This window comes from Brumimicrobium glaciale, from assembly GCF_004152935.1.
GTDB lineage: Bacteria > Bacteroidota > Bacteroidia > Flavobacteriales_D > Crocinitomicaceae > Brumimicrobium > Brumimicrobium glaciale.
The window spans coordinates 1-16,036 of sequence record NZ_SETE01000001.1 but is presented as its reverse complement, the minus strand read 5'-3'; the positions used below and the strand labels follow the sequence as shown (position 1 = coordinate 16,036).

Here is a 16,036-nt window from a genome sequence, read left to right as displayed (position 1 = left end):
ATCCTTTTCCTCATGAAAAACATTTCATTTCTTTTATTGATAATTCTTATTTCAACAACATCCTTGTTTTCTCAGGTAGAAGTTCCAAAAGGAAAGTATCCATTTTATAAAATTGTAGAATGGCCAAATCAAGGAAGTATTTTACTGGCGAAAGACCCATCTGGATCAACAAATGATATTTATATCAACTTACTCGATACTGAAGGCGAGGTTCCTTGGGGAAAAACCATTTATCCAAAAGTGGAAGATCCAAAGTTGATTATTTCTAACAACTCCAATTATATCTATTTCGTAGACAATTATAAGCCTGTGAAAAACTTCATTGAGTACAATCAATTGAATCAAAGTGGTGGAGTTGTTTCAACAAAATTTGATGTCTTGCAAGTCATCAGAAGCTACGGGTACACCACACCGAATGATTTAGAATTAATGGAAATTATCAATACTCCAAAATCTTTGGTGTTCTATTTCCAACTTCCTGTTAAAAGTGAAGGAATTATAGAAAATATCTTTATTTCTATTACGCACCATAACAATAGACTTTATCATTATAAAGGGCCAGCAACGGACATGAAACTTCAGAAAAAAGGAACAATAGATCCAATACTTTTTGCTGGTGCAGATGAATCAACAATCAATTTCTCTTATTTTTCAACAGAAAATGATAAAAATAATGTCAATTTTATTGGTTTTAGTCCAAAAGGTGAACCAGTGGTAGATCAGTATTTGAAAATCCCTTCATTGAATCCGATTGTTTCTAATATCCGATCTTTAAATTTAGATGGTAGTGAATATATCGATGACAAATCCTTATTTCAATCCAGGGGAAAAGGAGTTTATTTGAATAACAATTATTATTTCCTAACGAATGATATTTCAACAAATTGCTTAATTATTTATGGTTTAAACGAGGATAGAAAAGTTGAGCAACTTAATAAATGCAATAAAAACCAAGCGAACTCACGCAACCCTAAATCATCAATTTCTTATTTCGAATTAGATGGTGATTTAATAGTAACGAGTGAAATGGGTGATGTTTTTACATCGTATAAGATTGATAAAAATGGAATTGAAACATTAGCTATAAATAAAAAAGACATAGAAAATGTTCAATTAAATTCGAGTTCTTTCAAAACAAAAGATAAAACTACTAATTTTGTGCACGTAATTAATGGTATTCCATATTCTACAGATACAAAAGAATTAGAGAAACTAGAAAAAATCACATTTAAGAAATAAGGAATGAAGGTTATAGGAATATGTGGAGGAAGTGGTTCAGGAAAAACAACTTTGTTGAATCGTTTGGCAGAAACTTATAGTGAATACAGTCCTTCTGTTTTTTCTATGGACAACTACTACAAACCTATTGAAGAACAATCTTTAGATGTTAACGGAAAAGTAAATTTCGATTTACCAACTGCTTTGGATCAGGATCGATTGGTTAAAGATCTTACAAGATTAGTAGGAGGAAAAAGCATAGAGGTTTTCGAGTATCAGTTTAATGCCGGTAGCAACAGAAATGTATTAATTACATTGGAACCTTCTCCGTTATTGATTGTAGAAGGACTTTTTGTTTTCGAATATGAAGAAGTGCACAAACTTTTAGATTTCAGTATTTTTGTAGATGTTGACCCAGCTATCCAGTTGGACAGAAGAATTTACCGTGATCAAGAATCAAGAGGTTATACACGTGCTGAGATTTTATATCAATGGGAAAACCACGTAACGCCATGTTATGATTCGTTTTTAGCTCCACACGAAACCAAAGCAGACTTTATTTATCACAATGATAGCCGTTCGGAAACTGACTTTTCTCGCTTAACTGGTGTTTTAGAAAGTATTCTTCCAAAAGACAAGTGATTTATTTAGATTTTAGACCGGAAGACTTTAGACGTTAGACTTTTATGCCCTTTGTCTATTTGCCTAACATCTAGTGCATTCTGTCTTTTTATCTAACATCTAGTATCTTCTGTATAGTGTCTTCTGTCTAGTATCTACAATTTGATATAAAGATTTACTAAGACGGATGGTTTATAGGAGCATAGTTTTCACTATTTCATCGACCAACAATCTATATTCCTTGAAAATAGTTAGATTTGTTTGTAATGATATCTATTTCAAACAAAACTAAATGGCTAGTACTGGCACTCATAAGTATCCTCTTATCGTGGGCTGCTTATTCCATATTTTACAATACGGATATTGAAAGTGAGCAAGAACGTTTTCAAAATGATTTTTCGCAGCTTGAGAAACGTCAAAACCAATTCAAAAAATCAATTCGAAAAGTTGTAAAAAGCAATACCATAGCTCATTTATGGACTCTTCAAGACCTTCAAAAAAGTGATTTTTCGATTCATATTTTACGCAATGACTCTTTAGTTTATTGGAATTCAAACGAAATTAATATTGACAGCGATTTTTCTAAAGTCAGTAATCACTTTGTAGGAAAATTCTCAAATGGATATTATTTAGTGGATCAATTTCAAGTTCATGATCTTCAAGTTTTCATTACTAGTAAAATCAAAAATGAATTCTTCTATGAAAATAATGCCTTAAAGAATAATTTATCCTCAGCATTTAGTACAACAAATGAAGTCAGTATTCAATGGGAGAAAAATGGCAACAATAATCCGGTTATATCTGACAATGGAAAGACCTTGTTCTATTTCACAGTGCATCAAGAAAAATCTATTGGAACCACTAAACAATTGCTGATTTTTTGTTTGTACGCTTTCGGATTCTTAAGTTTATTCATTGCACTCACCAAAATCATTATTGGTTATGCGCATCGCCACAAATGGCTAATCTTAGCTTATCCAGTATTTTTAATTTTTCTGCGCTATTTGTCTATTCATTTTGGATGGATAAAATTGTTTAGTGAGTTTGAACTTTACGATCCCATTCTTTATGCAAACAACAGTTTAATCCCCAACTTAGGTAGTCTTGTTTTAACTTTAATCATTATCTCAATTTTAGTTTGGTGGGTTTTATATTTCCTTCATGTGCTTAGAGAAAACACTAGAAAAGGAGCTTTCGTTTTGGCTTTTTCTTATCTCTCCTTACTCGTCTTTTCAGCTTTTATCAGCTATATTTTCGAATCGCTGATTATCAACAGTTCTATCTCTATGAAAATCGATGAGGTGTTCTCGTTGAACCTATATTCTGTGATTGCTCTAATTGTTATTTCTGCTTTATTCTTAGCCTATTATTTATTGGTTCGTCAAATTAGTATAAAATTGGTTCGCTCAAGTATTCCCTTAAATAGGCTAGCCATACTTTGGTTTATTAGTGGTGTAGTTTTCGTTTTTATTGAAATTATTTATATTCAAAAGAATATTTTCAATGCTTTGTGGCCTGTTTTATTGAATGCTTTGTTCTTCTATTTGGCTACAAAAAACACCCGAATAAATGCGCTAAAATACCATATAGCTATAGTTATCGTGATTGGTTTTTATGGTGCTGTTATTCTTTTTGAGAATAATGAATCGAATGAACATCAAAAACGAGAATTATTTGCCAATCAGCTAATTACTGATCAAGATCCGAACATGGAACTTGAATATGCCACTACTGTTGATAAATTGATTCAAGATCCTAATTTCTACCATTTAGTGGATGAAAAGGACTTATTTACTGCCCCAAATCTTTCTAATCAAATTGAAAATTGTTGCTTTGGTGAGTTTTGGGAAAGGTATGAACTAAGTTTTTTCTTCTTTCAGCAAGATGGAACTCCCTTGATGGATTATATTTCAAATCAATCGAAAACGAAAGAGGAGATTGATCATTTGATTGACATTCATTCCGCTGCTTCTTCCATTGCAGAAGAACTCTACTTTGTGAAAGATTATTATGATCAGTTGAGCTACATCGGTAGACGAGAAATTATCCGTTCAGATTCTTCTAAACTCGATTTCTATATCTTATTTAAATCAAAGAAAATTCCAGAGCAAATCGGTTTTCCGCGTTTATTAATGAATGAAAAATCTTATGCTTTACAAGACTTAGAGGACTATTCTATTGCACGCTATTCCAATGATAAATTAGTGATGCGTTTTGGAAGCTATAATTTCCCTACCAGCATGACCTATTTCCAAAAGCAATTCAGTAAAAAAGCAGGTTTTATTACAATCGAAGGAATGAGTCACTTGATTTACCAGCAAGATGACGGACAAGCGGTCGTAATTTCAAAGCCTGAAAAACGCTTTATTGAACAATTAAGTACTTTCTCTTACTTGGTGCTTTTCTTTGGAATTTTTGCTTTGATCACCCTGCTTATTTTCAATTGGAAAACAATATTTCCTCTAAAAACATTGCAACTTTCTCTCAAAGTACAAGTTGTTTTAATAGGAATGGTCGTCGGTTCGTTCATCATCTTTGCTTATGTTGCAATCCAAAATGTGACACGTCAATATGGTGTGTACACCAATGATAATTTAAAGGAGAAAATATATTCTGTGGAGATTGAAATTGATCAGAAAATTGGAGATAAAGAAAAACTTGTTCCTTCAATTCATGGCGATTATCTCAATTATATTTTAAAGAAATTTGCCAATGTATTTGTTACAGATATCAATTTTTATGCATTGGACGGAGAATTATTCGCTACTTCACAACCTAAGCTTTATGACAAAGGTGTGAGTACAATGCAGATGAATAACCGTGCTTTTTATGCGATGAATTTCAATCAAAGAAGTGAGTTTATTCACCTTGAAGAAATTGGTGAACTTTCATTCCTATCTGCATATTTGCCTTACACAAATCACGAAGGAAAGCTCTTGGGCTATATCAATTTACAACACTTCTCGAAGCAAAACGCTTTTGAGAATCAAATGAATGATTTCATTGTTGCGGTGATTAACATTGCTGTTTTGTTGCTCGTAATTACTGTTGTTGTAGCCATTTTTGTTTCAGGATGGATAACTGCTCCTCTAAGATTGATCCAACAAAGTTTTAGAAAAATGGAGCTTGGAAAAGAAAACAAGCCTATTGACTATAAAGGAGATGATGAAATTGGAGCATTGGTAAAAGACTACAACAACAAGTTGATTGAGTTGGAATTAAAAGCCATGCAACTCGCCAAAAGTGAGAGAGAAACTGCATGGAGAGAAATGGCCAAACAAGTGGCACATGAAATAAAGAATCCTTTGACACCAATGAAGCTAAGTGTTCAGCATTTCCAGCGCTCCTTTGACGTTAACGACCCGAATGCGAAAGAAAAGATGCAGCGTATAGCTAATTCACTTATTGAGCAGATTGACGCATTAACGAAGATTGCAAACGAATTCTCAAACTTCGCTAAAATGCCAAAAGCCAATGAAGAAAGTTTGAACTTAATCCCTATACTTTATAACATTGTAGATTTGTATTCTTCGAATAAAGTTTTGATTGATTTAGTAGTTGACAAAGATAAAGACTGGACAATTTTCGCAGATAAAAACCTCATCATTCGTGTGTTCAATAATCTGGTGAAAAATGCCATTCAAGCCACGCCTGAAAAAAGTCTCACCAACATCACCATTTCATGTGTTGCTGAGGAAGAACATTTCCTTATCTCAGTGCATGATGAAGGCCTTGGAATTCCAGAAGATATTCAAAAGAAGATGTTCTCTCCGAATTTCACAACCAAAACAACTGGATCAGGATTAGGCCTGGCCATGGTAAAACAAATTATTAATAACCACAATGGTGAAATTTGGTTTGAATCGGAAAAAGGAAGTGGGACGACTTTTTATATACGGTTGCCGAAGGTTAATGATTAAGGTTTGTGGTGTTATACAATTACATAACGCCACAAACCTGCAAAAAAAAGTGGAAGCCTCACGACCTCCGCTCTTCAATATATAAAACTATTCTTTCGGATATTTATCAGGATCTTGAAAAGAATTACGTATACCATAAACGAAAACTATTTGTCTTTTTTCGTCAAGTATATAATGAATGACATACGGAAATTTCCTAACGACCTTCATTCTAAAATTATGATAACGAATTTGATAGAAAGGATTTTTTTCAAGGTCTTTAAGGGCTGAATATACTAGGTTGATAAACCGCTCTCCCAGTTCAGGATTTATATCTGAATAATATTCAAAGCCTTCATCAAGATCAATACTTGCCTCATCTAAAACTTTAACATTAAACACTTTCATTATTTAATATTATATTTCTTCATAATGTCATCCAAATCAGTAAAATCTTTCTCCTTTGCATTATCAAAACGACTAATCATAAGTCCTTTCTCATCTTCAGAAATATTAATCTCTTCCTCTGAAAGTGCTTCAATACTTAAATAATTAAGCGTACTTAAAAATTCAAAAAGCTTTTCCGCTTTACTTTTGTCAGATATATTTAAAAGGAATTGTGCCATGATAATATTTTAAGTAATTTCTATGTTATAGCTTCTACTAAGGTATACGTTTTTTTTGAAATAATAAATTATACTAGACCATATATTCAAATCATTGATTGAACTTAAAATAAAGATTGAAATCAAATCAAAAAATACAACTGTTACCACCAGATAAAATCTCGCGGTAACAGTTGAGAAAAAGAGTTAAAAGTCAAAAAAAAGTGGAAGCCTCACGACTTCCACTTTTCAAATATAATTATATCGTGTATTGCAGTAGGGGCGATTTGCAAATCGCCCTTACTGCAAATCGCCCCTACTGCAACAAAAACCCTTAATGTTTCACAGCTAATTTAGCTGAAATCAACTCACGGTTCATTCTTGCGATGTTTTCTAAAGAAATTCCTTTTGGACATTCTGCTTCACACGCTCCGGTGTTTGAACAGTTTCCGAATCCTTCAGCATCCATTTGTGCAACCATATCTTGAACACGTTTCTTTCCTTCCACTTTACCTTGTGGTAACAAAGCAAATTGTGAAACTTTAGCTGAAACGAATAACATAGCTGAACTGTTTTTACACGCTGCTACACATGCTCCACAACCAATACATGTTGCTGCGTCAAATGCCATATCAGCATCTTCTTTAGGAACAGGAATATTGTTTGCATCTTGCGTGTTTCCTGAAGTGTTCACAGAAACATACGCACCTGACTGCTGAATACGGTCAAATGCACTTCTATCAACAACTAAATCTTTAATGATTGGAAATGCTTTTGCTCTAAATGGCTCAATATAAATTGTGTCACCATCCTTGAAGCTACGCATGTGCAATTGACAAGTTGTTACTCCTTTATCTGGCCCGTGTGGTTCTCCATTGATCTGCAAGGAACACATTCCACAAATACCTTCACGACAATCATGATCAAAAGATACAGGTGTGTCATCTTTCGTGATTAAGTCTTCATTTAAAACGTCAAGCATTTCAAGGAAAGACATATCACCAGAGACATCGCTGATTTGGTAATCAACCATTTTCCCCTTATCGTTGGAGTTTTGCTGTCTCCATATTTTTAATGTCAAATTCATATCTCTAATTTTTTATGATTTTGAAAGGCGTTCATCACACACTTTCAATTTACATTTATTTGTAGCTTCTCGTTTTAAGTTCGATGTTCTCATAAACTAAATCTTCTTTGTGAAGGATAGCATCTGCAGGATTTCCAGTGTATTCCCACATAGCAACGTATTTGAAGTTTTCATCATCACGTTTTGCTTCTCCATCATCAGATTGAGATTCTTCACGGAAGTGACCTCCACAAGACTCTTCTCTTAACAAAGCATCTTTAGCGAACAATTCACCTAATTCTAAGTAATCTGCTACACGTCCAGCTTTCGCTAATTCCTCGTTGAATTCATTTCTTCCACCAGGAACTTTTACATCTTTCCAGAATTCATCACGCAAAGCTTGAATTTCAGAAATTGCTGAAACTAAACCTTCTCTATTACGTGCCATTCCACATTTCTCCCACATAATGTGACCTAATCTTCTGTGGAAATTATCCACTGATTTAGTTCCTTTATTATTGATTAAATGGTCTAAACGTTCCACAACATCTTTCTCTGCGTCTGCAAATGCTTGATGATCTGTTGGAATTGGTCCTGTACGAATGTCATGAGATAAATAATCACCAATTGTGTATGGCAATACGAAATATCCATCTGCTAATCCTTGCATCAATGCTGAAGCTCCTAAACGGTTAGCTCCGTGATCTGAGAAGTTAGCTTCTCCAATCGCATATAATCCAGGAATTGTTGTCATTAAGTTATAATCTACCCAAATTCCACCCATTGTATAGTGAACAGCTGGGAAAATCATCATTGGAGATTCATAAGGATTCTCATCAACGATTTTCTCATACATTTGGAAAAGGTTACCGTATTTATTGGCAATAACTGCTTTCCCTAATTTTGTAACAAGTGCTTGGTCGTTTTCGTCTAATCCTTGAACGTGTGCTGTTTCTTTTCCGTAACGTGCAATTGCAGATGCGAAATCTAAATATACAGCTTGTCCAGTTTGATTTACACCATAACCAGCATCACAACGTTCCTTAGCTGCACGAGACGCAACGTCACGAGGAACTAAGTTACCAAATGCAGGGTAACGACGCTCTAAATAATAATCTCTTTTGTCTTCTGTAAGTTGAGTTGGTTTTAATTGACCCGCTCTGATTGCCTTAACATCTTCCATGTTTTTAGGCACCCAAATACGACCGTCGTTTCTTAAAGATTCCGACATCAACGTTAATTTCGCTTGCAATTCTCCAGCAACAGGAATACATGTTGGGTGAATTTGAGTGAAACATGGGTTAGCAAAATAAGCTCCTTTCTTGTGTACTTTCCAAGCTGCAGAAACGTTACTTCCCATTGCGTTTGTTGACAAGAAGAAAACGTTTCCGTATCCTCCAGAACCAACAACTACAGCATGAGCGCTGTGACGTTCAACTTTTCCAGTAACTAAATCGCGGGCAATAATTCCTCTCGCTTTTCCATCAATAACGACAACATCCAACATTTCGTGGCGGTTGTACATTTTAATCTTACCACGACCAATCTGACGATTCATTGCAGAATAAGCTCCTAACAATAATTGTTGTCCTGTTTGGCCTTTCGCATAAAAAGTACGTGAAACCAAAACCCCTCCAAAAGAACGGTTATCTAACAACCCACCATAGTCACGTGCAAAAGGAACTCCTTGCGCCACACATTGGTCAATGATGTTTGCCGAAACTTCAGCCAAACGATAAACGTTTGCTTCTCTTGAACGGTAATCACCACCTTTTACTGTATCATAAAACAAGCGATAGATTGAATCTCCATCTCCTTGATAATTTTTTGCTGCGTTAATTCCTCCTTGTGCCGCAATCGAGTGCGCACGTCTTGGCGAATCTTGAAAAGCAAATGCTTTAACGTTATATCCTAACTCAGCCAAAGTTGCAGCTGCTGATCCTCCTGCGAGTCCAGTTCCTACAACAATCACGTCTATTAAACGCTTGTTTGCTGGATTAACTAAATTAATATTGTTCTTGTGGCTAGTCCATTTATCTTTTAACGCTCCACTTGGTATTTTCGCATCTATACTTGTCATAACCTACTAGTTTAATGTCGTTACATAAAGTGAAATTGCAATTAGAATAAATCCTAAAGGAACTGCCACTGAATAAATAACTCCGAATTTTTTTAATCCATCGATGTACTTGTTGTTCTGACCCATTGATTGGAATGCAGAACCAAAACCATGCATTAAGTGCAAAGCCAAAAGAATGAAAGCAAGTACATATACGCCTACTCTTACTGGATTAGCAAATTTGTGCAATAACTCTTCGTAATATCTGAATCCACCATCGTGCATTCCTGACATATCACCAACAATGTATTTCGTATTGATCTCTGGAAACCAAAAATCAACAAAGTGAAGTGCTAAAAACGCTAAAATCACTAATCCTGAAATGATCATGTTTCTTGACATCCAAGTTGAGTTGGCAGCACCATTAAACTTGTTGTAAGAAATTGGTCTTGCAGCTCTGTTTTTAATTTCAAGAACAAATCCCATAATGAAGTGGAAAACCACTGCAAAAATAAGGATAGGCTGCGCAACAAATTGCACCAGAGGATTAGTTCCCATAAAGTGCGACAACTCATTAAAAGTGTCAGGACTAATTATTGCCGTTATGTTAATGACAAGGTGTTGTAAAAGGAAAATCATAAGGAACAAAGCCGATAAAGCCATTGCTAATTTCCTTCCTATTGATGATTTAAATAAACCCGATTTGCTCATAATTATTTATATATTTCTAATGTAACAAGCAAAAATAAAGGTTAGTTTGACTTCTAGCTCATTTTTTAGTTATTTAGAATTGATTTAGATAAGGTTTTCTTAATGTTTAATGGTAAATTATTAATGGTTAACGCGTACAGCATTGAATTTCAACTCCATTGAAATCGACGCCCAGCGCAAATCCGTTAAACATTAATCCTTAATAATTAAACATTAAAATAGCTATTCAAACAAAGGACAAGCATTCATTGACCGAGGCCCCTTTCTACATCCACTAAACTGAAGTGATAATTCATGTGTATGGAAATTTCCACCGCGAATGGCAGAGGTGATATAATCGAAACTATAGCCGATGGTAAACTTTTTAATGTTCACTTTTAAGAAAGCGATAAATGCATCTGTGTTTCGATATCCGACGCCAAGCATCATTCTATTTTTGAAATCTATCATCAGATTAATATCAAAACTCATTGGACCAGCTGGCGGAATTCGAAATAAAATTCCTGGTAGAAGTGAATTGTCATTATCCAAAGAAAACTTTGTTCCCATTTGTACTTTTGTGTGCAATCTAAATCGGGAAGAAAAACCAACATCTTCCCATTTATTTTTTCCAATTTGATCAATTGCTGCACCTACATAAAATTTATCAGAATTGTACCAAACGCCAAGTCCGAGTAATGGATAAAGCATTTGATTTACGGATTGTGCCACTGCTGGATCTGGATCAATAGTAATTGCTTGGGTATGATCAAACGAAAATTGTTGAACTCCAGCTGCAACTCCAAAACTCAATCGCCTGCCTTTCTCAAATGGAAAATGCATTGCATAAGCCATCGTTATTGCAATATTATTGAAAGGTCCGTAAACATCACGTTCAATTTTCCCACCCAATCCATGAAAAGAAGCATTGTGTCGTTTCTTGAGCTTTTTTAATGGAGCGTTAATCGTAAACAATCCACTTTCTGGAGCACCTTCAAAGCCTGCCCACTGCAAACGCACCGCAGTTCTCACATCCAAACAACGTTTTACGCCAGCCAATGCAGGATTTATCGCAAATTGGTTGAATGACCACTGTGAATATTGCGCAATTTGTTGACTCCAAGAAGAAAAGGAGATTGATAAAATTAGAAATGTGATAATTTTTCTCATTCAATAATTGTAACTGTTCCTTTTAACGGCTCTTCAAATTGAGCATCGCGCAAATTAATAACATAATAATAGCTTCCAGGCGCCAATTTCTTTCCTCCTTCCGCAGTTCCATTCCATCTTTTATCAGAAGGATAACCTGTCGTTTGAAAAACCAATTGTCCCCACCTATTGTAAACTTGAATTCCACAATCTGGAAAATTATCAATTCCTAAAATCTCCCATTCATCATTTATTCCATCTCCGTTTGGCGAAAAAGTGTTGGGAACTTTCAATAGATTTTCTACAAATACGGTTACCTCATCAACAATTGAACAAATTCCATTACTAACAGATAAATAGTAGGTAGTAGTTTCATTTGGATAGACAATTGGTTCAATTAATGATGTGCTATTAATATTATAAGGAGGACTCCATGTTATATTCGACCCACTGGTTTGCCCTTGAAGTTTAATGTTTTCTCCTTGTAGAATATAAATATCAGGACCAGCATCAACAAAAAAGTCAAGCACCGTAAATGTAATGGAATTACTAACTATCGAATCTTTACACTGTGTAAAGCAAACCATTTCAGCAGTAATCACATCATTGTCGTTCAAAGCTTTGTATTCGAAAGTTGAATCTATTGTTACACCAATTAAAACTCCATTGGCATACCAGTTAAATTGTAGTTGATCATCACAATCAATTGCAGTGGCTTGAAAAACCACATTTTCATCTTTACAGACCGTTGTTTTATTTGTAGATAAGGAAAGTTGAGGATTTCTTGCAATTCCTGCTCCTGTTAAAATCACATTAAAAGTTGCTTCAGCGCGAAGAGAAGTTCCCATTGTTCCATTTACAATCACATAATAAGTTGTGTTTGGTGGCAAAGCAATAGCATTCAATGCAAATGCAGTTGTTGCATTTGCTTCACAGTTTGAAATCAAAGAATAAGAAGAAGAAATACAAGGTAATGTTGCTTCAATAATAGCCGCTTGCAATCCATTTCCTTGTCCTGGATTCGTTTCAAAAACTATATTATTGAGATTCACACTCACATCTCCTCCTAAATCATTGGTAGTAAAAGACATCCAAATGGTGTTTTGTCCACTAAAACAAAAGTTGAAATCGTCTTCACAATTAGCACATACTGTTGCATTTGCACCAATATTATTTAATGAAAAAGTAGTATTAGGACACAACTCGAAAGCATCAGCACAATTATTATATTCCTCTTGGGCTATAGTGAATAGCGAATAAAACAAAAGAATAATGAGAAGAAAATATTTTATCATAACGTGAAACTACTTGACTTGCTTTAGAAATAGAGAACGAAGATAAAAGAAATTTATGTTATAGTTCTTGATAAATAAAATTTGGGGTGGAATAAAGTGAGTGAACGATAAATAGTGGCTGGTCGGAAACAGACGATTTTTATAAATTATATAAATTTTGAGAATTATTTTCCTTTTCTTTCTTTAGGAGATACCTCAGCATCAGCCGACAAGAAGAAAAGTGAAATAAACTCAGAAGAATTATCCCGAAAGCTTTCGGGATTAATTTTGTTGTGTTTCCGACCAGACACTAAATATTAAAGGCCGTAAACTGAAACTAATTTTCCTTTCATTTTTAATGATGAGTTTTTGGGCATTCCCCAGACGATTTTTCTCCGCTTCGCTTTTAAAAATGTCTGGGTCGGGTTTTCCGCTGTATCTCTGACCAAAACGTCAGAGGATGCCGCTGCTACCCCTAATGCAAAAGATCCACGAGTTCCATTTATTGAAAGGCCCAAGTAATACCTAATGCGAAGATTAGACCTTAACGAAAGTTGTTGATTGACTATATTTCACTATCTTAATTTAAGATTGTAAAATACAAAACACCTAAATCATCATTTATGAAAAATTTTAAAGCATGGTTAATCAACCATAAAGACCAGCGTAGAATTGCTGTTGAATTTGAAAACAAACTAGAGTTACGTCAACGTTTTAAGAAACTTCGCGGAGCAAAATGGAGTCCTTCCCTTAAAGTTTGGCATTTGCCTGATAACAAAGTCTATCGAAAACAATTTGGTATTCCAATTTATGATCAAGACTTTCTTTCGGAGGAAAAAGTTATGCAACTTGAAAAATTTAAGGATTGGCTCACAGCGCATGAATATGCAGAAAGTACTATAAACACCTATGGAAATACAATGCGAGTTTTCTTTATATTCTATAATGAAAAATCCATTAATGAAATTAATAACGAAGACATCATACGTTTTAACATTGAGTATATAGTTCAGAAAAAATTATCTAATTCATATCAAAATCAATTCATTAATGCTTTAAAGAAATTTTTTAAAACAATAGAGAAAAGAGAAATAGATATAGATTTGGTACAACGGCCAAGAAAAGAAAGTTTACTCCCTAATGTTTTGAGCAAACAGGAAGTGAAAGCAATACTTGAAGCACCCCTTAATTTAAAACATCGAACCATGTTAAGCTTGACTTATGCATGTGGGTTGAGAAGAAGTGAAGTTTTAAATTTAAAGCCCACCGATATACATTCTGACCGATATTTACTTCGTATAAATCAATCTAAAGGAAAAAAAGACAGAGTTGTTTCTATTAGTGATGGTATAATTGAAATTTTACGCACCTACTATAAAGCTTACAAACCAAAGACATGGCTGTTTGAAGGGCAAAAAGCGGGAAAACAATATAGTCCAACCAGCATTCAAGAAGTATTAAAAAAAGCTGTAAAAAAGGCGGGAATAAAGAAACCAGTTACATTGCATTGGTTGCGACATAGCTATGCTACCCATTTATTGGAAAGTGGAACGGATTTGCGCTATATTCAAGAATTATTGGGACACAGCAGTTCAAAAACAACAGAGATTTATACACATGTCAGCAACAGGGATATACAACGAATCAAAAGCCCATTTGACGATTTGTAAAATAGAAATATTTCATTAGCTTTACAATATATTATTCAGTAAAACTGTACAATATCTCTAGATTTAGAGGGTATTGTACGGATTAATTGAATATATAATAAGTTATATGTCATTCAGTAGTATTTGACTTTATCACTCACCCATTTTTCAATGATTGTTTTTATAAATCGGATGGTTTTCTGAGTAAGATAATTAAAATGCAAACCAATGGATCAAATTGGTTAAGTCTTATGCGGTGATACCGTTAAAGTTTACTTTAGGACGAGTAGAATCGTCAAATAAGACTTGATAAAATTAGAGGTTAAAAATGACAAAGTCAAGGTTTAAGCAATAAGTTTTGTATTTTAATTTGATTTAAAGGATAGAAAACCAGTCTATTGCAATCATATCAAAGCAACTTAACGCAAGGCTAAAGCGCATCTATCCGGAGCATAAATGCCATAAAGTTCTGTTTGAAAAATGGATGAGTGGTAAATACCACTAACGACAAGTTGTTTTAAATCTTTAATAGAAAAATTAAAAAGATTTACTTGCTTTCTTAGAGCAGACGATCAGGATTTAAAGTAGGATGATGAAAGCAAACAACACATAACATATGATAAAATGAATTTTAGTATATTTATCATCACTTTGAGTTAAGGTAAAGTGAGGCTATCTAACAAAACCTACGCTTAGGCTCATTTTATCATTAACGTTATCTACAATAAAAAACGAACGAATAAAATGACAAAAAGAATAGTTGAAATTAAACGAGTAAAACAATACGCTAATAAAGCAAGAGCAATTGGAATTTACATTAATAACGAAAAAGTGGATACTATTAAAGATGGAGAAACTAAATCCTTTGAACTTGATGCTGGGGAAAATGACATATCTACCAAAATAGATTGGTGTAAAACTAAGCCTCTTAAAATCGAAAGCGAAGAAAATGGAACTATAAAACTAGAATTAGGGTCTAATTTATCTGGATGGAAATTATTGCTAGGAATTTATTATATAACTTTCAAAACTTCTGAATACTTATACTTGAAAAGGGAATAAAAAAGTAGATAACACTGTATAAAAAACATAGGGCATTTGTGTTAACTCCGAAGTCTTGTGTTTATTTACAAAGTCCGCCAAATATAAAATTTAGCGTTTATAGAAGAAAAGATAAAAGCAAAATATTTATATTTAGCTAAGTAATAAACCGAAACGGTAGTGCTTATCATCTGCCCTACGTTTCTTATACTAAACGTTGTAAAACATTTGAAAAATGAGAATCCAATATAAAAAACGACAACTAAACTTTAATCTGATTTTCGGAATAATTTGGCTCTCATATTTCTTTGTCAAACTATTTTTTGACGATAAACTTGATTGGATTGATTATGGTTGGATTTTAATTTCATTGGCGTATTTATTAACCTACTTCTATCAGAAAAAATATAAATATGTTACTATTGAAAACGGAATTTTAACCGTGAATGGACCATTCGGAAAAAAACTAAATCTCACTGAAATAAAGCGGATTAAAAAATTTGCGGGAGATTATATCTTAAAAACGGACAAAGAGGAACTGACAATAAATACGCAAATAATTGAACCGAATTCACTCGCTGAATTAAATGCGGAATTGGAGAAGCTGAAAATAGAATGGAATTAAAAAAACGTTTTACAATCGAGTAGACGGCTCCGCCAGATAAACTGACGGAGTGCGCCTCTCACACCACCGTACGTACGGGTCTCGTATACGGCGGTTCGTATCTTGGTGGATTAAACGACAAATGAAGTTCCAACATTCCA

The 16,036-nt window shown here is 34.0% G+C and carries 13 protein-coding genes; 6 read left to right on the top strand and 7 right to left on the bottom strand.

What is annotated here, in order from left to right; genetic code table 11:
* Positions 1-12 precede the first annotated feature (12 nt).
* From ERX46_RS00065 to ERX46_RS00055, 3 genes are all read left to right on the top strand, one after another.
* Positions 13-1,239 carry a hypothetical protein gene (locus tag ERX46_RS00065; RefSeq protein ID WP_130091787.1) on the top strand — a complete coding sequence of 409 codons (1,227 nt, stop codon included), beginning with the start codon at positions 13-15 and terminating at the stop codon, positions 1,237-1,239.
* Between the two features lie 3 nt (positions 1,240-1,242).
* Positions 1,243-1,860 carry a uridine kinase family protein gene (locus ERX46_RS00060; protein ID WP_130091786.1) on the top strand — a complete coding sequence of 206 codons (618 nt, stop codon included), beginning with the start codon at positions 1,243-1,245 and terminating at the stop codon, positions 1,858-1,860.
* A gap of 245 nt (positions 1,861-2,105) precedes the next feature.
* The gene (locus tag ERX46_RS00055; protein WP_130091785.1) at positions 2,106-5,759 is read left to right on the top strand and encodes an ATP-binding protein; all 3,654 of its coding nucleotides are present in this window, start codon (positions 2,106-2,108) and stop codon (positions 5,757-5,759) included.
* A gap of 87 nt (positions 5,760-5,846) precedes the next feature.
* On the opposite strand, the gene ERX46_RS00050 is transcribed toward ERX46_RS00055, so the two are convergent.
* From ERX46_RS00050 to ERX46_RS00020, 7 genes are all read right to left on the bottom strand, one after another.
* Complete coding sequence (locus tag ERX46_RS00050) at positions 5,847-6,146, bottom strand: type II toxin-antitoxin system RelE/ParE family toxin (protein WP_130091784.1); 300 nt, start codon at positions 6,144-6,146, stop codon at positions 5,847-5,849.
* Positions 6,146-6,364, bottom strand: a complete 219-nt coding sequence (locus ERX46_RS00045) for a hypothetical protein (RefSeq protein WP_130091783.1) — start codon at positions 6,362-6,364, stop codon at positions 6,146-6,148. Before ERX46_RS00045 ends, ERX46_RS00050 begins: the two co-directional genes overlap by 1 nt.
* Before the next feature lie 313 nt (positions 6,365-6,677).
* On the bottom strand, positions 6,678-7,430 hold the full coding sequence (locus ERX46_RS00040) for a succinate dehydrogenase/fumarate reductase iron-sulfur subunit (protein ID WP_130091782.1): 753 nt from the start codon (positions 7,428-7,430) through the stop codon (positions 6,678-6,680).
* Positions 7,431-7,485: 55 nt separating this feature from the next.
* Positions 7,486-9,489, bottom strand: coding sequence for a fumarate reductase/succinate dehydrogenase flavoprotein subunit (locus ERX46_RS00035; protein ID WP_130091781.1), 2,004 nt, complete (start codon positions 9,487-9,489; stop codon positions 7,486-7,488).
* Between the two features lie 6 nt (positions 9,490-9,495).
* On the bottom strand, positions 9,496-10,179 hold the full coding sequence (locus ERX46_RS00030) for a succinate dehydrogenase cytochrome b subunit (RefSeq protein WP_130091780.1): 684 nt from the start codon (positions 10,177-10,179) through the stop codon (positions 9,496-9,498).
* 222 nt (positions 10,180-10,401) lie between these two features.
* On the bottom strand, positions 10,402-11,328 hold the full coding sequence (locus tag ERX46_RS00025; protein WP_130091779.1) for a PorP/SprF family type IX secretion system membrane protein: 927 nt from the start codon (positions 11,326-11,328) through the stop codon (positions 10,402-10,404).
* Entirely contained in the window at positions 11,325-12,602 is a 1,278-nt protein-coding gene (locus ERX46_RS00020; RefSeq protein ID WP_130091778.1) for a gliding motility-associated C-terminal domain-containing protein, read from the bottom strand. Before ERX46_RS00020 ends, ERX46_RS00025 begins: the two co-directional genes overlap by 4 nt.
* A 602-nt stretch (positions 12,603-13,204) precedes the next feature.
* Here ERX46_RS00020 and ERX46_RS00015 point away from each other — a divergent pair.
* The 3 genes from ERX46_RS00015 to ERX46_RS00005 all read left to right on the top strand — a co-directional run bounded on the left by ERX46_RS00015 (position 13,205) and on the right by ERX46_RS00005 (position 15,896).
* Positions 13,205-14,251: a tyrosine-type recombinase/integrase gene (locus tag ERX46_RS00015; protein ID WP_130091777.1), complete on the top strand. Its 1,047-nt coding sequence runs from the start codon at positions 13,205-13,207 to the stop codon at positions 14,249-14,251.
* A 723-nt stretch (positions 14,252-14,974) separates the two neighbouring features.
* A complete protein-coding gene (locus ERX46_RS00010; RefSeq protein WP_130091776.1) occupies positions 14,975-15,292 on the top strand; it encodes a hypothetical protein in 318 nt (105 codons plus the stop codon).
* A 214-nt stretch (positions 15,293-15,506) separates the two neighbouring features.
* A complete protein-coding gene (locus tag ERX46_RS00005) occupies positions 15,507-15,896 on the top strand; it encodes a hypothetical protein (RefSeq protein ID WP_130091775.1) in 390 nt (129 codons plus the stop codon).
* Positions 15,897-16,036 lie beyond the last annotated feature (140 nt).